Genomic DNA, 17,072 nt, shown 5'->3' with positions numbered 1-17,072 from the left:
GTGCGGGCGCGGCCGCTCAGCCCTGTTCGGGCGTGCCCTGGTGGAAGCGCAGGCGCCACTGCTGGCCGTCGCGCAGCCAGAGCGAACTGCGCAGGGCGGACCCCTCGCGGCGGAAACTGCGGTAGGTCAGCAGGATGCTGTCCTCGCTCAGCCGTTCGACGGCGAAGACCTCCAGCGAGGCATCCAGCTCGGGGCTTTCCTGCAGTTCGCTGATCATCGCGTCCCGCGTCCACATCCGGCCGGACTCGCCGATCTCGGCGAAGTCCGGGTGCAGCAGCACCGCCAGCCGGCCGAAGTCTGCGCGGACCGCGGGGCTGAGAAGCTGCTGCTCCAGCCGGACCACCAGCTCTTCCGGCGAGCCCTCAACAGCTTCGTCGCCGGCGAAGTCCTCCAGTTCGGAGAACAGATCCGGTTCGGGCGTCATGGCCACCGCCGGCTGCGCCCCGTTCTGAACAGTGAGGGGTGCCTCTGCCCGGCTGGCCGCCGGGGTAGTTCCGGCCCGCGCTGCGCCGGCCGACCCAGCTCCCAAAACCGCGCTGCCGGAGGTGCCCGGTCCGCCCGGGAACCCCGGCCCCGCGGGTGCGCCGGTTCCGTTCTGGAAGGCGACGGCCACCGCGCGGGCCCGTTCGTCGGCGGCCTCGTTCAGCGGGTGCCCGGCGTGGCCCTTGACCCACTCGAACTCGTAGCTGCGTCCCTTGATCACGGCGTCGATGTCCTTGAGCAAGTCGACATTCAGCACCGGCTTCCCGTCGGCCTTCTTCCAGCCGCGCCGTTTCCACCCCGGCATCCACTTGGTCACGCAGTTGATCACGTACTGGCTGTCGCACAGCACGCGCAGGTGCTCCTGGGGCACGTGCGCGGTGGCGCGGAACAGATCCAGCACAGCCATCAGTTCGCCCTGGTTGTTGGTCCCGTGCGGCCAGCCGCCGGCAGCCCACGCTGAGTCGTCGATGTACCAAGCCCAGCCGGCCGGTCCGGGGTTGCCAAGTGCGGAGCCGTCGGCGGCAGCAGTGATAGTCATGATTTCCATCTTTTCAGATCCGGCCGACATTCCTGGCCCTAGGCTGGGCAGGTGGCAATACTTATCGACCCTCCGCTCTGGCCCGCCCACGGCACGCACTTCTCCCACTTGGTCTCTGACAGCTCGCTGGCCGAGCTGCACCGCTTCGCCGCGGCCGCCGGTATCCGCGAGCGTGCCTTCGACCGGGACCACTACGACGTGCCGGCCAGCCGCTACCGTGAGCTGGTCACGCTGGGAGCGGTCGAGGTCAGTGCCGGCGAGCTGACCCGCCGGCTGCAGGCGAGCGGACTGCGGGTCCCGGCCCGGCAGCGCCCGGAAAGACTGCGCCGCGTGCTGCTGCGGCGGTGGAACGCGTTGCTGCCCGGAGAGGATGCTTTGGGCCGCGAGCTGCTGGAGCGATGGTCGGAGCCGCACCGCCACTACCACGGCACCGGCCACCTGCTGGCAGTTCTGGAAGCGCTGGGCCAGCTCGCGCCGGTTGGGTCCGGGCTCCGGCCGCGCGCGGTCTGGCTGGCGGCCTGGTTCCACGACGCGGTCTACAACGGCCGGGCCGGGCAGGATGAACAGGAGTCCGCAGACCTGGCCGCCGCCAGCCTCCCGGCTGCCGGCATCGGCCCTGACGAGACGGCCGAAGTGGTCCGACTGGTGCTGCTCACGGCGGGACACTCCCCCGGCCCGCAGGACGAATCCGGGGCGCTGTTGTGCGACGCCGATCTGGCCGTCCTCGGCGGAACGCCGGCGGAGTACCGCAGCTATGTCCGGAACGTCCGCCAAGACTATGCCCACGTGGCCGACGCCGACTTCGCCGCCGGACGCACCGCCGTCGTGCGCGGGCTGCTGGAACTGGACCCGCTGTACCGGACACCGGCAGCGCGGGAGAAATGGCTGGAAAATGCCAAACGGAACCTCTCCGCGGAGCTGGACGCCTGGCTGCTGCACGGCCCGGAATGGCTGCGCACCAGCGCGGATTAAAGCCGCAAGGCGCGGCCCCCGTGTGGGGAACCGCGCCTCGCGTAAACCGTGGCCCGCTGACACAGGCCGAGGTAGGTACAGGGAAGCTTAGAAGCCGCCCATGCCGCCCATCTCGTCGCCACCCGGCATGGCCGGAGCGGCCTTCTCGGGCTTGTCCGCGACAACGGCTTCGGTGGTCAGGAACAGACCGGCGATGGAGGCCGCGTTCTGCAGGGCAGAGCGGGTGACCTTGACCGGGTCGTTCACGCCGGCAGCCAGCAGGTCTTCGTACACGCCGGTGGCAGCGTTCAGACCGTGGCCGTCGGGCAGGCCGCGGACCTTGTCGGCCACAACGCCTGGCTCCATGCCGGCGTTGAGGGCGATCTGCTTCAGCGGAGCGTCGATGGCAACCTTGACGATGTTGGCGCCGGTTGCTTCGTCGCCTTCGAGGGTCAGGTTGGCGAACGCCTTGGCGCCGGCCTGGATCAGGGCCACGCCGCCACCGGCGACGATGCCTTCCTCAACGGCAGCCTTCGCGTTGCGGACAGCGTCCTCAATGCGGTGCTTGCGTTCCTTGAGCTCAACCTCGGTTGCGGCACCGGCCTTGATGACTGCCACGCCGCCGGCCAGCTTGGCCAGGCGCTCCTGCAGCTTCTCGCGGTCGTAGTCGGAGTCGGAGTTGTCGATCTCGGCACGGATCTGGTTGACGCGGCCGGCAATGGCGTCGGCTTCGCCGGCACCTTCGACGATGGTGGTCTCATCCTTGGTGACAACCACCTTGCGGGCCTGGCCCAGCAGGTCCAGGGTGGCGTTCTCCAGCTTCAGGCCGACCTCTTCGGCGATGACCTGGCCGCCGGTCAGGATGGCGATGTCAGCCAGCATGGCCTTGCGGCGGTCGCCGAAGCCCGGAGCCTTCACGGCCACGGACTTGAAGGTGCCGCGCATCTTGTTCACGATCAGGGTGGCCAGGGCCTCAGCCTCGACGTCCTCGGCGATGATCAGCAGCGGCTTGCCGGACTGCATGACCTTCTCCAGGATGCCAACCAGGTCCTTCACGTTGGAGATCTTGGAGTTGACGATCAGGATGTACGGATCCTCGAGGACCGTCTCCTGGCGCTCGGCGTCGGTGACGAAGTACGCCGACAGGTAGCCCTTGTCGAAGCGCATGCCCTCCGTGAGCTCCAGCTCCAGGCCGAAGGTGTTGGACTCCTCGACGGTGACAACGCCTTCCTTGCCGACCTTGTCCAGAGCTTCAGCGATCAGCTCGCCGATCTGCGGATCCCCGGCGGAGATGGACGCGGTGGCCGCGATCTGCTCCTTGGTCTCGATTTCCTTGGCGGAGGCGATCAGCTCGGCGGTGACAGCGTCAACAGCCTTCTCGATGCCGCGCTTCAGGCTCAGCGGGTCGGCGCCGGCAGCAACGTTGCGCAGGCCTTCCTTGACCAGGGCCTGGGCCAGAACGGTTGCAGTGGTGGTACCGTCGCCAGCGACGTCGTCGGTCTTCTTGGCAACTTCCTTGACCAGCTCGGCGCCGATCTTCTCGTACGGGTCGTCAAGCTCGATCTCCTTGGCGATGGAAACACCATCGTTGGTGATCGTGGGAGCGCCCCACTTCTTCTCGAGCACGACGTTGCGGCCACGCGGGCCGAGGGTAACCTTTACGGCGTCAGCGAGGGTGTTCAGTCCACGCTCGAGGCCGCGGCGGGCCTCTTCGTCAAATGCAATGATCTTTGCCATAGCGGCTTACGTCCCTTCTGGACAATAGACACTGGACGCAGCTTTTGACGGCTGCTGGCCACCTGCGGTGCCCGCGACGGACGGTTCACGACGACGGCGATTTCGGTACGCCGCGCCGCTCACCTCACCGAGGTGGCGGGTTTCACTCCCTACGGAGACTTCTAGCAGTCGGCCCGCGAGAGTGCTAACTCAATAATTAGCACTCGGAGGGGTCGAGTGCAAGCTGTTGGGTGGACCGATCGGTCCGCTTCGCGGAGGGCGTATGACCCTGAGCGCCCCCGGGCAAACAATCAGGGTGGACCCCCATGGATACGGCCGGGTTCTCGCGCGTAGATTGGCTGGTAAGAGAAACCAGCTTCCAGCAGTCCGGCAACGGGCAAGGTCGGAGAAACCATGACTGAACCACGCGACGAAAAGAACGCCAGCAACCCCACCGAACCCTTGGGAACGGGCACCAACCCGACCAGGCCGATCGGGCAGCCACCGCACACCGGTGCCGCCGGACAGCCCTCCGGCCAGCAGCCCGCCGGCGCCCCGGGAACACAGCAAGGCGTTCCCAGCCAGCCGCCCTACGGCGCTCCCGGACCGCAGTACTCGCAGTCTCCGCCGCAGTCCGGCCAGCCCTACGGCCAGCCGGGCCCGCAATACAACCAACCCGGCCAGCCCGGCCAGTTCCCCCAACCGGGCCAACCCTACGGCCAGCAGCAGTATTACGGGACGCCGCCGGGCTACTACTACCCGGAGCAGAAGTCGCGTCTGATCGGCGGCCTACTGGGCATCCTGCTGGGCGGCCTGGGCGTCCACCGCTTCTACCTCGGCCACGTCGGCATCGGCGTGCTGCAGATCGTGGTCACGTTCCTGACCTTCGGCTTCGGCGCCGTCTGGGGCTTCATTGAAGGCATCATGATCCTGGTTGGGGCGGACCCCTTCAAGCGCGACGCCCGCGGCATTCCGCTGAAAGAGTAGCCCGCCCACGTACGTAACAATGCCGCCGCGCAGCGCGGAACACCGGCCGCAGATCCGGCCGGCAAACCCCACACCGACGCCACCGACCGGCAAAAGCCGGCCCTGCGCACCCGGGTCCAGCAAAGCCGGCCGGCGAAAAGCCGGCCCCGCACAACCGGCCCATTAAAAAGCCGCCGAAAGGGACCCCGGCGAAAAGGCGGTGGAGGCACCCCAGCCTCCACCGCCGTCGTCGTTAATGTCCTGCTAAGAAGCGACCCTGACTTCTTCTGCCTGCGGGCCCTTTTGGCCCTGGCCGATCTGGAACTCTACGCGCTGCCCTTCATCCAGGGAACGGTAACCGTCCATTTGAATTGCGGACCAGTGGACAAATACATCGGAATTTTCTTCGTCCACGGTGATGAAGCCGTAGCCCTTTTCCGCATTGAACCATTTGACGGTTCCCAGCGCCATAGTGTTCTCCATACTCAGTAGTTCCGCCCCTGCCGCAGTCGATTCAGCGGCAGGGTGGTCTTACCCTATCTACGCGCGGGGCGGAAAGTGAGTTACGGCACACTTAATGTTATTGAGGCGTAACCGAAATCCTCAAAAAATACTGCGCGGCGGCTTAGTAGTAGCCGGGGCCGAGCGCCACGGTGACGTACTGCGAGACGTTGCCGTTTTCCTGCAGATCGGCGATGCCGAGCAGTTTGCCCAGGGCCTGGGCGTTGGCTTCCTGGCCCGGGTTGTAGAAGATCACCGAGCCGGCCAGCGGTCCGCCGCCCCAGTTGTCCACCACGGCTATGGTCCAGCCGTCCGACTGCACCCTTTGCGACACGGTTCCGGCCAGCCCGGACACGCCGGCGCCGTTGAGGATCATTACCGGGTCCTGCTTGTTGACCGGCGCAGCCTCTTCGGTGGGCTCATCGGTTGCGTCTTTGGTGGGTTCCGGCGTGGCCTTGTCGCTCGGCTCCGTGGTGGCTTCCGCTTTTGCGCTTTCGGTTTCCTGCTGGGTTTCCTGCACCGTAGCCGACGGCGATGCCGATGCTGTTGCGGCGGGCGAGCTGGAGGGTTTGGCGGCCGGACTCGAAGGCCCTCCGGTCCCCAACAGCGGCAGCACGAAGAAGGACAAGGCCCCGACCGCCAGTGCCAGCACAGCGGCCAGGATGATCAGGCCCAGGCCATTGGACTTCGGCGTCGCCATGCGGGCGCGATGCACGCCGTGGCGGTCTGAAGTTTCGGGGACCTGGTCGAACTCATCCCGGGGGTACTTACTCATCGCGGCGCTGCATCCTTGGTGGTGAAGAATCGGGACCCGGCCTCCCGTGCGGTCCGGGAGTCAGGCGTCGTTGCCCAGCCGGCGAGCAGTGCGCGCGCGCTGGCGGGACGTACGTAGTCTACGCAATCTCTTGACCAGCATCGGATCGTGTGCCAGCGCATCCTCGGTGTCAATCAGCGCATTGAGGATCTGGTAGTAGTGCGTGGCGGACATGTCGAACAGTTCGCGGATGGCCTGTTCCTTGGCGCCGGCGTATTTCCACCACTGCCGCTCCAGCGCCAGCATGCGCTGGTCGCGCTCGCTCAGCGGGCTGGCGTCGTCAATCTCGGCCTCGAGTGAAAACGCACTGGCCTCGGCCGAACCTGCCACAACACACCTGCTCTTCCTAGTACTTGCCGACGGCAATCAATACCCTCTCCATAATAAGGGCGAATCACAGGCCTGTCATTCACTCCCCTCCGGCCGAGCTGATTGCCGGCCGGCGGCCAACATCCGCAAAGATAGAACGGTGAACTACGACGACGGTGCCCTCTTCCCGCTGCCTTCCCACCCGCCTGCCGCGGACTTTAGCGCCCCGTATCCGTTCGCCGCGCCGCAGGAACTTGCCGGCGTGATCCACCCTGAATGGGCCGAAGTACTGGCGCCGGCCGAACCGCTGCTCTGGGACCTAGCCGCCTATCTGGACGGCGAGCGCGCTGCCGGCAAGACCTTGCTGCCCGCGCCCGGGAACGTGTTGCGGACGTTCCAGCGGCCGCTGTCCAAGGTCAAGGTGCTGATTGTCGGTCAGGACCCTTACCCCACGCCAGGCCATTCCATCGGGTTGGCGTTCGCGGTGGAACGGCACGTCCGGCCGCTGCCGCGCAGCCTGGCCAACATCTACAAGGAACTGCAGATGGACCTGGGTTTCCGGCCGCCGCAGCACGGTGACTTGAGCGCTTGGAGCGACCAGGGCGTGCTGCTGCTCAACCGCTGCCTCACAGTTGAAGCCGGCAAGGCCGGTTCGCACCGCAACAAGGGGTGGGAGCAAATCACCGAACTGGCGGTCCGGGCGCTGGCACAACGCGGCGGCCCACTAGTGGCACTGCTCTGGGGTCGGGAAGCTCAGCAACTGGCGCCAGTACTGGAACACGTGCCGCGGATCGAGACGGCGCACCCCAGCCCGCTGTCGGCATCCCGCGGTTTCTTCGGTTCGCGGCCCTTCAGCCGGGTCAACGAACTGCTGGCCGCCCAGCAGGCCGAACCGGTGGAGTGGGCGCTGCGCTGAACGAGCGCCAGCACGCCGACCCGGGGGCTGGGCGCTGCGCTGAGCCGTGGTGCCCGGCTTGCAGGGGCACGGCGGAGCCGGGCATTCCCGACCCGCGCCAGCGCGCCGCTTACGCAACGGGCATCGCAGAGCCGGGCAGCCCTGACCCCGTATCCGCCGTCAGCCGTCCGCCATCCGCCACTCGCTCCCATGTATCGGGAAGGGCTATTTACATCGCCGCAGGTCAGGGGCACGGGAGGGCCTTGAAACATGGGAGGTTAGGCCGAGACTTGGGATCGAACCAAGCGGAGTAACGTGAGCGAGCCACCGCAGAGCAGACTCCCGGCCAAGGCCGCGCTGCTGGTTTGGCGGCGGCGCCGGGAGTGAAACCGCCGGCGAACAGGCAGCCGCGGCTCTTATTGTGCTGGGGCATCTGTTCCCGTGTGGGATTGAGGACTGGTGGGTGTCCACGTTTTGCGAGGGCGTTCGGCATCGCTGCAGATCAGGGGCTTGCGGCTCCCCAAAACCTGGACAGTTCCTGCAGAACTTGGACAGTAAACGCCGGACGCAGACAGGTCCGCCGAACATGGGTGGGCGGAAGCCCCATGTTCAGTGACGAGTGGCCGCCCCGCCGGCCAACATGACCTTCCACAGTGGCCGCCCCGCTGGCCAACATGACCTTCCACAGTGGCCGCCCCGCTGGCCAACATGACCTTCCACAGTGGCCGCCCCGCTGGCCACCATGACCTTCCACACGGCGCCCCGCTGGCCAACATGACCTTCCACACGGCGCCCCGCTGGCCAACATGACCTAACCCACCGGCAAATTGGGAATCATCTGCCGGTGGGTTAGGTTGGCCTAAGTAGCAGTATCCCTTTGTCAGGAGTAGTAAGCCCATGCAGACGCAACCGGCAGCAGCCCCCGCCCGCCCAGGACGGAGCGCCCGGCCGCCGCGCGTGCAGACCAACCTCCAGGTGACCCGCACCGAGTGGCTTTCGAAGCACATGGTCCGCGTGTACGCCAGCGGCGACGCCTTTGATTCGTTTGCGGAGAGGTATGCGGCGAAGGAAGCCACGGACCCGTACATCAAAATTTTCTTCCTTGACCCGTCCCTGGACGTGGAGCTCCCGGTCAATGTGGCGGAGCTCAAGGAAACGCTGCCGGCCGACAAACTGCCCGTCACCCGCACCTACACGGTACGGCGAGTGGACCGCGAGACCCGCGAAGTCGTGGTCGACTTTGTGGTCCATGGCGACGAAGGCCTTGCCGGACCGTGGGCTGCCCAGGCCAAGCCGGGCGACTGGATGATGTTCAACGGCCCCGGCGGCGCCTACCGCCCCGACCCCGACGCCGACTGGTACCTGCTGGCCGGCGACGATTCGGCGCTCCCCGCGATCGCGGCCGCCATCGAAGCCCTGGCTCCGGAGGCCCGCGGCCATGCCTTCCTGGAAGTGGATTCCGAGGACGACGTCCAGGAACTGGACTCTCCGGCCGGCTTGGAAATCCACTGGCTATTCCGCCGCGGACAGACGCCCGGGACCGCAACCATGCTGCGCGACGCTATCTCCGCCCTGGAGTGGCCCGAGGGCAAGGTGGATGCATTCGTCCACGGCGAGCGCGGCGAAGTGAAGTCGCTGCGCGATGTGCTGTTCAAGGAGCACGGGCTGTCTCGTGAGCAGGTCTCGATCTCCGGTTACTGGGCCTACGGCCGGGCCGAAGACGCTTTCCAAGCTGAGAAGCGCACCCCGGTGGGGCAGATCTTCCCGGAGAACGACCCGGCCTGACCCGGCGCGCACCGGCGAATTGGGCGTCCGTTCCCGGAGAACGATCCGGCCCGACCGGGCCCGCACCGACGGATAAGGCGCCCCTTGACGGAGAACGGGCCGGCCGGCACCGGCGGATAAGGCGCCCTTACCGGCGCCGGGCCCGCCTGTTTTCGTTCGATCCCAGCCCCTTGGTGAACGGACGGGCCAAGTTGTCGCCGAGCACGGTACCGCCGGCGATGGCCAGGATCACTGTCAGCGCACCGAACAGTCCCAGGATGCCGTTGAACGGCGCCTCCGAGTTGACGGTCAGCTCGAAGATGGAACGGAACACAGACAGCCCGGGCAGCAGGAACAGCACGGCCGGCACCGCCACCACCAGCTGCGGCGAGCCCATCCGCAGGCCCACGATGCGCCCGAGGAACCCGATCACCACCGCCCCGACGGCGGGGCCGATCCGGTCGCCGATCCCCGCCCACACCGCGAGATCGTAGATCAACAGCCCGGCCAGCCCGACGGCGGCCGTGGGCAGCAGCATGTTCAGCTTGGTCTGCTCGGTCATGCTGAGAGCAATGGTTGCCACGACTAGCAGCAGCGCCCGCACCACGTAGGGGTACTGGCCCTGGCCCTCCACGAAGACTTCGGGCAGTCCGACGCCGAGCATCGAGCCGCCCACCAGCCCCACGGCGACGCCGGCGGCAATCGCAGCGAAGGTAAAGAAGGCCGAGAGATAACGCCCCGACGCGGTGACCGGGAAGCCGTTAATGGCATCCTGGGTGGCGGAGACCAGCCGACCGGTCGGCAGCAAGAACAGGATGCCACCGGCGATCACCAGCGACGGGCTCATCGGCACTTGCAGCGTCCAGAACAGCAGCGCCATGACGGTGGCCAGACAGGCGCCGATGCCGGTGATGAAGAAGTCCGGCATCCGCCATTTGCTCAGCTTCCGCCCCACCAAACCCATCAGCACCGTAGAGATGCCTCCCACCATGGCCGCGAAGACGCTGCCGCCGAGAAAGGCGATGATGAAGCCGGAGAACACGCCGCCGGCCGCGATGGCCATCCAACGCGGGAAGGGCTTGGGGCGGGAGGTGATTTCCTGCAGCCGCTCCTTGGCTTCGCTGCGGCCCACGCCCCCGTTGACAATGTCGGTGACCAGCTCGTGCACCAGGGACAGGCCGGCATAGTTGTTGGTCCAGGATCGCACCACGCGCATCACGGTGATCGGCACGGTGTCCGGCTTGGCGTAGTTGATCAGGACGGACTGGTTGGTGATGTCGACGTCGATGTCGCTGAGGCCGAACGCCGCGGTGACGGCGATGATGCTGGTTTCCACTTCCAGCGCGCCGGCTCCGTAACGGAACATGGTTTCTGCCACGTCCAGCGCGAAGTCCAAGGTAATCCGCGCCGAGGCGTCGATGCCTGCGGTCTGGATCATCGGGTTGGCGTACGGGCTGCCCGCCAGCCGTTCCACAATGCTCATTGGAGCCGTGGGCGGCGCCTCGCCCTGCACCAGCTTGCGCAGCATCCGGCGCGCCGCCACGTTGGAGCGTGACGCCGCCGCCGACGCGCGCAAAGGTGCGGTTCCGGTCGGGACGGGCTTGACCTGCTTGGCCACCGGCCGGTCCGTCGGGCGCGGCACGGGAGGATGCGTGGGCTGTGGACCGGCAGCCGAGCCGGTGCGTCCGGGGGCCGAGGAACGGCCGGTTCCGGAGTCGGGAGCGGGAACGTTCTTCGGTTTGATGATCGGCAGCATTCCCGCCTGCGGGGTCATGGGCGACATGGATTCCTGGTCCGGGTCCTTGTCCTGCACTCCCACTCCGTTCTGCGTCATCGCCACCGTGACGGCGGCTCGTTGATCCCGGTTAAATCCTTGCACACTGCCACCGGGAGAACACTGCCGACGAGGCAGAGAGCCGCGTCACCCCTCGCTGATTTCTCCGCTGACGACGTCGAGGCTGAACTCCCGCGCTCGGTCCACCACTGCGGCACTCCCCAGAGCGTTGTTCACCGGAGCCGCGGTGCAGGTGAAGACTACGGTGAAGCGGCCGGCAGCGACGTCGGCGGCAGTCACCGTGTGGATGGGATGGAGGTAGTGTGCTTCCGCGCCCGGCCCGAGTTCCCGCGGCGGAAAATCCTCGGCATTGTCGAACGCGCCGGACAACTGCACGCGCAGGTGCTGCGGCCCCAGCACCCTTGCCCGTCCGGCAAATACCAGCAGGTCCCCGGCCCGGTAGCCCGGCTCAGGTTGCCCGACGTCCGCACTGAGGATCGCGTGCAGCACCATGTCGAAGCGCAACGGATAATCTCTGACCAGCGGCAGCGGGCCGGTCTCGGGCCGCCGCCCGCTAGTGCCTTCAAGCACCTTCTGTGTCACCGCTCCGCGGGGCCATGCCGCCCGCAGCATTCCGGGATCAGCTGTGGCGTAGGCCAGTTCGCGGCCGCCCTGCCGCGCGTACAGCACCCCTATTCGGCCGTCGGCCAGCCTGACCAGGGCCGGCCCGCTGGCTCCGCTGCCCCAGATGGTGACTTTGTGCGGCCAGGATTCCCCCTCGTCCCGGGACAGACTGAGCACTACGTTTCGGTTCAGCAACGGATCCTGGCAGTTGGCAGCCAGCAACCAGTTGCTGCTCTCCGGCGCGGCCAAGCCACCCAGAGCCGGCAACCCGTCGAAGCGGATCAGCGAACCGGGGCTGCCGGAATCGGGCAATTCTTCGATCGGTTGCAGCGGCCCATAGCTGTGCCCACCGTTGTCCGACACGGCGGCCCACCGGCTGGCAGCGGCGCTCAGGTGCAGCAGCACTCGACCGTCCGGCAAGCAGGCCGCAGCGCCCGGGTCCAGCTCCGGTTCCGGCATCTCCACTGCGGGGTAGGCCTGCGGCAACTCAAAGGCTTTGGACGCCACCGGCGCCTCCGAGATGGCCGGTGCTGGGGCCGGCGCGTCCAGCGGCTCACCGACAGTCCAACTGTCTCCGTGGTCATCGCTGTAGCCGGAGGCTGCACCCTGCCGCCCGTCCGTCTCGGTCACCGCGAACTGCACCAGCAGCCGACCGGCGAATCGCCCGGCATGCAGTCCGGTCCCTGAGCCGGCCTCGGCCAGTCCGGTCACCGTGTCCGAGGCCACCCGCGGGGTGACGGTCCGGTGCTGCCAACTGGCGCCGTCGTCGTCGGATGAGATCAGTTCAAAGCGACGGTCCTTGGCGGAAGGAACCGGACCCGTGCTGCCGGCTTTGTCCCGGGCGACGAAGGCCATCAGGATCCGCCCGGTCGCGGCGTCGGACAGTAGTCCAGGCCGGCCCGGTGCCTGCCCGGTTTGGCCAGCCCAAACCACCTGCTGCGGCTCCCAGCTGGCGCCGCCGTCGAAACTGCGACGCAGCAGCAGGTCCCCGGTGCGACGTGGTCCGCCCTGCCCGCCCACGCCGGCATAGGCAGCCAGCACGCTGCCGGATGGGGCGACGGCGAGCGCCGGGGTCCGGTAGCCGCGGTAGCCGCCCACGCCCCGAACGGCGAGGACCTGTTCCATTCCTCCACCGTACCGGCCGCGGTGCCCGGAGGGCAGGGGCAGCCGGAGCGGTTGGGACCGCGGAAGGCTCAGCGCGACACGCCGGGCTAATACGGTTGCCCAGCTCAACCATCAGTCAGGATGTGAAGTGAAACACATGTTGCAGTTTCGCCTCGCACCCGTCTTTGAAAGGACGCCCAACGATGAGTTGGTTGGACCGATCGCGTACGATCGCCCCTCCGGGTTTTAACCGCTGGCTGATTCCGCCGGCAGCCCTGGCCGTGCATCTGTGCATTGGCCAGGCCTACGCCACCAGCGTGTACAAGAACGCCCTGGTGGCCCACTTTGACGTGAGCTTGACCGAGATTGGCATCATCTTCTCCATTGCCATGGTGATGCTGGGGCTGTCCGCCGCGGTGATGGGCACCTGGGTGGACCGCAACGGTCCGCGGATGGCCATGTTCACGTCCGCCATGTTTTGGAGTGCCGGCTTCCTGGTCGGTTCGCTGGGCATCTTCACCGGCCAGCTCTGGCTGGTCTACCTGGGCTACGGCGTGATTGGCGGCATCGGCCTGGGCATCGGCTACATCTCCCCGGTGTCCACGCTGATCAAGTGGTTCCCCGACCGCCCCGGTTTGGCCACCGGCATGGCGATCATGGGTTTCGGCGGCGGTGCGCTGATCGCCAGCCCGGTCTCCACCGCGCTGCTGCAGTTCTATGACCCCAGCTTCGACGGCACGCCGGGCTGGGTGGCCAGCGGCGATGCGGTCGGCAAACTCTTCCTGACCCTGGCCGTGGTCTACCTGGCCTACATGCTGTTCGGCGCGTTTACCATCAAGGTGCCGGCAGCCGACTGGAAGCCGGACGGCTTCGACGCGGCCAAGATCAAGGCCAAGGCATTGGTCACCACGGCGAACGTCTCGGCCAAGAACGCCATCAAGACCCGCCAGTTCTGGCTGGTGTGGATCGCGCTGTTCTGCAATGTCACCGCGGGCATCGGCATCCTGGAACAGGCCTCGCCGATGATCCAGGACTTCTTCCGCCAGCCCGACGGCGTTTCGCTGGTGACGGCGGGCGTTGCCGCCGGCTTCGTGGGGCTGCTCTCGATTGCGAACATGGGCGGCCGGTTCGTCTGGTCCACCACGTCCGACTATCTGGGCCGTAAGAACAACTACATGCTGTACCTGGGCGTCGGCGCCGTGCTCTACGTGGTGCTGGCCCTGTTCGGCTACACGTCCACCGGCCTGTATGTGCTGCTGGCGGCGGTCATCATCAGCTTCTACGGCGGCGGCTTCTCCACGGTTCCGGCCTATCTGCGCGACCTGTTCGGCACGTTCCAGGTGGGCGCCATCCACGGCCGGCTGCTCACGGCCTGGTCCGCCGCAGGCATTGCCGGGCCGCTGATCGTCAACGCCTTTTTGGACGCCCAGGGCAAGCCCGGCGAACTCACGGCGCAGGCCTACCAGCCGGCGCTGCTGACCATGGTGGGCCTGCTCATCATCGGCTTCATTGCCAACCTGCTGGTCAAGCCGGTGGACAGCAAGTACCACGAGGCTCCGGCCCAAGAAGCCGGCGAATCCGCGATGGCCGGAAAGGAGGCCTGACATGAAGAAAGCACAAGTAGCCCTCGGCTGGGTGCTGGTGGGCATCCCGCTGCTCTACGGCATCACCCAGACACTGATGAAGGTCCCGGCGCTCTTCGGCTGACCCCTCACACCGCTTGGCCGGATCCCCCGGGAAGCGAGACGTAGCGGCAGGCCCGGCTCTCCTGAGCCGGGCCTGCCGCTGCGAGCGGGGACTTCACCGCTGCGCCGTGCTGATCGGAGCCGGGCCACGGCTTTGAGCCGGGCCTGCCGCTTCGAGCGGGGGGATCTCACTGCGCCGTGCTGATCGAAGCCGGGCCTGAGGCCCTTGCCGGGCGGCAGCGTTGAGCGGGGCCTCCTCCGAAGCCCGCGGCGTTGAGCCGCGCAGCCTTATTACCCCGGGACCGGCCGCCTTGACACCCGACCGGTCCGCCGTACCGTTGGAGGTGCCATGGAGTGGTTCAGCGCCGAGGGGTTCGAGCTGGCGCGGCAAGTGCTGCAACGGGGCATCGCCGCGGTGTTCCTGATTGCCTTCGCCTCCGCCCTGGCCCAGTTCCCCGCCCTGCTGGGCGAACACGGGCTGCTCCCCGTGCCGAGGCTGCTGGAACGGCGCACGCCGCGCGGCTTCACCCTCTTCCGCTGGGGCTACACCGACGGAAGGCTGCGCGCCGTGGCGGGCACCGGCGTCGTGATTTCAGCACTTCTGCTGGCGGGGCTGCCGCAGCTGGGACCGCCGTGGCTGCCGCTGCTGGCGTTCCTGGCGCTGTGGTTCCTGTACATGTCCATCGTGAACGTGGGCCAGACGTTCTACGGCTTTGGCTGGGAGACGCTGCTGCTGGAGGCGGGCTTCCTGGCCGCGTTCCTCGGCTCGGACCGGGTGGCGCCGCCGGCCCCGGTGCTGTGGCTGTTCATCTGGCTGGTGTTCAGGCTGGAATTCGGCGCCGGGATGATCAAGATGCGGGGCGATACCGTCTGGCGGGACCTGACCGCCCTGTACTACCACCACGAGACCCAGCCAATGCCGAATCCTGCCAGCTGGTTCTTCCACCACTTGCCCAAGCCGCTGCACAAAGTGGAGGTGGCCGGCAACCACTTTGCCCAGCTGGTGGTGCCCTTCTTCCTGTTCTTTCCGCAGCCGGTGGGCAGCATCGCGGCCGCGGTGGTGATCACCACGCAGCTGTGGCTGGTGGCATCCGGCAACTTCGCCTGGCTCAACACACTGACCATCCTGCTGGCCTTCTCCGCGGTGTCCGACCGCGCGGTGCAGGCCATCCTGCCGGTCAGCGACTTCACGCCGCAGTACCAGCCGGAGCCGGTGTGGTTCACCGTGCTGGTGCTCGCGGTCAGCGCCCTGATGGTGTATCTGAGCTACTGGCCGCTGAAGAACCTGTTCGCCAAGCGCCAGCTGATGAACGCCAGCTTCAATAACTGGCACCTGGCCAACGCCTACGGCGCGTTTGGGTCGATCACCCGGCAACGGTACGAAGTGGTGGTGGAAGGATCTACGGACGGCGTCCACTGGCAAGAGTACGGATTCAAGGGCAAGCCCGGGGATCCGCAGCGGATGCCGCGGCAGTTCGCCCCGTACCACTTGAGGCTGGACTGGCTGATGTGGTTCCTGGCACTGGGCTCCCCCGGTGAGAGCTGGTTCATCCCGCTGCTGCGGAAGCTGCTGGAAGCTGACAAAGCCACGCTGAAGCTGCTGCGGCACGATCCCTTCAACAGCGAACCGCCGCTGCTGGTCCGCGCGACGCTGTACCACTACCGCTATTCCAGCTGGGCGGAGCGGCGGCGGACCGGGCAATGGTGGGTTCGGAGCGAGGCGGGCCAGCTGGTGCCCCCGCTCTCCCTGCCGCGCACGGCGGAATAACCGCTGCCTCCCCGAGGTTGCCGCCAGTAACCACAAGATGCATATGCATGCACACTTCCTCCAACGCAGACGAAAGGCGGCCACCGCGTGGCGCAAACAATCGAACTCGGGCTGGACACCTTCGGGGACGTCACCACCGGGGCGGACGGAAAGCTCCTGCCGCAGGACCAGGTGATCCGGAACGTCATCGCCGAAGCCAAGCTGGCGGACGAGGTAGGCCTGGACTTTATCGGCATCGGCGAACACCACCGCGAGGACTTCGCCGTGTCCGCACCGGACGTGGTGCTGGCCGCCATCGCCGGGCAGACCAGCCGCATCCGCCTGGGTTCCGCCGTCACCGTGCTCAGCTCCGACGATCCCGTCCGCGTCTTCCAGCGCTTCTCCACCCTGGATGCCGCGTCCAACGGGCGCGCCGAGGTGATCCTGGGCCGCGGCTCCTTTACCGAGTCCTTCCCGCTGTTTGGCTTGGACTTGGCCGACTACGACATTCTCTTTGACGAGAAGCTCCAGCTCTTTACCGAACTGCTCAAGGAAGAACCGGTCACCTGGGCCGGCCGCACCCGGGCGCGGCTGGACAACAAGCGGATCTACCCGCCCACCGCGTCCGGCAGCCTGAAGACCTGGATCGCCGTCGGCGGCACGCCGCAGTCAGTGGTCCGCGCCGCCCACTACGGGCTGCCGCTGATGCTGGCCATCATCGGCGGGGCGCCGATGAACTTCGCGCCCTTCACCGACCTCTACCAGCGCGCGCTGGACCAGTTCGAAAAGCCCGCGCTGCCCATCGGCGCCCATTCGCCTGGCTACATTGCCGACACGGACGAACAGGCCCGCGAAGAGATGTGGCTGCCGTATGCCGACATGCAGGAGCGGATCGGCCGCGAGCGCGGCTGGAGCCGGATGACCCGCGGCCAGTTCGAAGCCGAGGCGGGCCCCGACGGCGCGCTGTTCGTCGGATCACCGCAGACCGTGGCCACCAAGATCGTGAAGATCGCCAAGGGCCTGGGCCTCTCCCGCTGGGACATGAAGTACAGCCTGGGCACGCTCCCGCACGAGAAGCTGATGAAATCCATTGAACTCTACGGCACCAAGGTGGCGCCGCTGGTGCGGGAGCAGCTGGCCCAGTAGGCAAACGCAACGTCGCTTAAAGAACGTCGCTTAAAGTACGACGCCGGCGGGAGGC

Annotated in this window: 15 protein-coding genes; 8 read left to right on the top strand and 7 right to left on the bottom strand. The window is 67.1% G+C overall.

Annotated elements, in window-relative coordinates:
* Positions 1-16 precede the first annotated feature (16 nt).
* Positions 17-1,021, bottom strand: coding sequence for an RNase H family protein (locus tag AC5RWX_RS09870; protein WP_494097333.1), 1,005 nt, complete (start codon positions 1,019-1,021; stop codon positions 17-19).
* A 51-nt stretch (positions 1,022-1,072) separates the two neighbouring features.
* Here AC5RWX_RS09870 and AC5RWX_RS09865 point away from each other — a divergent pair, with 51 nt between their 5' ends.
* Complete coding sequence (locus AC5RWX_RS09865; protein ID WP_494097332.1) at positions 1,073-1,993, top strand: DUF4031 domain-containing protein; 921 nt, start codon at positions 1,073-1,075, stop codon at positions 1,991-1,993.
* A gap of 87 nt (positions 1,994-2,080) precedes the next feature.
* On the opposite strand, the gene groL is transcribed toward AC5RWX_RS09865, so the two are convergent.
* Complete coding sequence (gene groL / locus AC5RWX_RS09860) at positions 2,081-3,709, bottom strand: chaperonin GroEL (RefSeq protein WP_493940445.1); 1,629 nt, start codon at positions 3,707-3,709, stop codon at positions 2,081-2,083.
* Between the two features lie 393 nt (positions 3,710-4,102).
* On the opposite strand from groL, the gene AC5RWX_RS09855 reads away from it, so the two are divergent.
* Positions 4,103-4,675 (top strand): TM2 domain-containing protein, encoded by a 573-nt coding sequence (locus AC5RWX_RS09855; RefSeq protein ID WP_494078374.1) that lies wholly within the window; start codon positions 4,103-4,105, stop codon positions 4,673-4,675.
* Between the two features lie 243 nt (positions 4,676-4,918).
* Here the strand turns inward: AC5RWX_RS09855 and AC5RWX_RS09850 are convergent, their stop codons facing one another.
* From AC5RWX_RS09850 to AC5RWX_RS09840, 3 genes are all read right to left on the bottom strand, one after another.
* Positions 4,919-5,125: a cold-shock protein gene (locus AC5RWX_RS09850; protein ID WP_136786853.1), complete on the bottom strand. Its 207-nt coding sequence runs from the start codon at positions 5,123-5,125 to the stop codon at positions 4,919-4,921.
* A 154-nt stretch (positions 5,126-5,279) separates the two neighbouring features.
* Positions 5,280-5,930, bottom strand: a complete 651-nt coding sequence (locus AC5RWX_RS09845) for a LytR C-terminal domain-containing protein (protein ID WP_494097331.1) — start codon at positions 5,928-5,930, stop codon at positions 5,280-5,282.
* 60 nt (positions 5,931-5,990) lie between these two features.
* Positions 5,991-6,299: a DUF3263 domain-containing protein gene (locus tag AC5RWX_RS09840; protein WP_494097330.1), complete on the bottom strand. Its 309-nt coding sequence runs from the start codon at positions 6,297-6,299 to the stop codon at positions 5,991-5,993.
* Between the two features lie 139 nt (positions 6,300-6,438).
* Here AC5RWX_RS09840 and AC5RWX_RS09835 point away from each other — a divergent pair, with 139 nt between their 5' ends.
* A complete protein-coding gene (locus AC5RWX_RS09835; RefSeq protein WP_494097329.1) occupies positions 6,439-7,194 on the top strand; it encodes a uracil-DNA glycosylase in 756 nt (251 codons plus the stop codon).
* A gap of 876 nt (positions 7,195-8,070) precedes the next feature.
* Positions 8,071-8,958 carry a siderophore-interacting protein gene (locus AC5RWX_RS09830; protein WP_494097328.1) on the top strand — a complete coding sequence of 296 codons (888 nt, stop codon included), beginning with the start codon at positions 8,071-8,073 and terminating at the stop codon, positions 8,956-8,958.
* A 127-nt stretch (positions 8,959-9,085) separates the two neighbouring features.
* Here the strand turns inward: AC5RWX_RS09830 and AC5RWX_RS09825 are convergent, their stop codons facing one another.
* Both AC5RWX_RS09825 and AC5RWX_RS09820 read right to left on the bottom strand, forming a co-directional pair.
* A complete protein-coding gene (locus tag AC5RWX_RS09825) occupies positions 9,086-10,771 on the bottom strand; it encodes a threonine/serine exporter family protein (RefSeq protein WP_494097327.1) in 1,686 nt (561 codons plus the stop codon).
* Between the two features lie 87 nt (positions 10,772-10,858).
* On the bottom strand, positions 10,859-12,460 hold the full coding sequence (locus tag AC5RWX_RS09820; RefSeq protein WP_494097326.1) for a sialidase family protein: 1,602 nt from the start codon (positions 12,458-12,460) through the stop codon (positions 10,859-10,861).
* A 182-nt stretch (positions 12,461-12,642) separates the two neighbouring features.
* Between AC5RWX_RS09820 and AC5RWX_RS09815 the strand changes: the two genes are divergently transcribed.
* The 4 genes from AC5RWX_RS09815 (at position 12,643) to AC5RWX_RS09800 (ending at position 17,017) form a co-directional block, all read left to right on the top strand.
* Positions 12,643-14,043: an OFA family MFS transporter gene (locus tag AC5RWX_RS09815; RefSeq protein WP_494097325.1), complete on the top strand. Its 1,401-nt coding sequence runs from the start codon at positions 12,643-12,645 to the stop codon at positions 14,041-14,043.
* 1 nt (position 14,044) lies between these two features.
* Entirely contained in the window at positions 14,045-14,146 is a 102-nt protein-coding gene (locus AC5RWX_RS09810) for an MFS transporter small subunit (RefSeq protein WP_414962484.1), read from the top strand.
* Between the two features lie 327 nt (positions 14,147-14,473).
* Positions 14,474-15,892, top strand: coding sequence for a lipase maturation factor family protein (locus AC5RWX_RS09805; protein WP_494097324.1), 1,419 nt, complete (start codon positions 14,474-14,476; stop codon positions 15,890-15,892).
* Positions 15,893-15,979: 87 nt separating this feature from the next.
* Entirely contained in the window at positions 15,980-17,017 is a 1,038-nt protein-coding gene (locus tag AC5RWX_RS09800; protein ID WP_494097323.1) for an LLM class flavin-dependent oxidoreductase, read from the top strand.
* Positions 17,018-17,072 lie beyond the last annotated feature (55 nt).

This window comes from Arthrobacter sp. SPT-J7, from assembly GCF_059089965.1.
The sequence above is the reverse complement of the archived record's forward strand: the minus strand, read 5'-3'. Positions and strand labels throughout refer to the sequence as shown.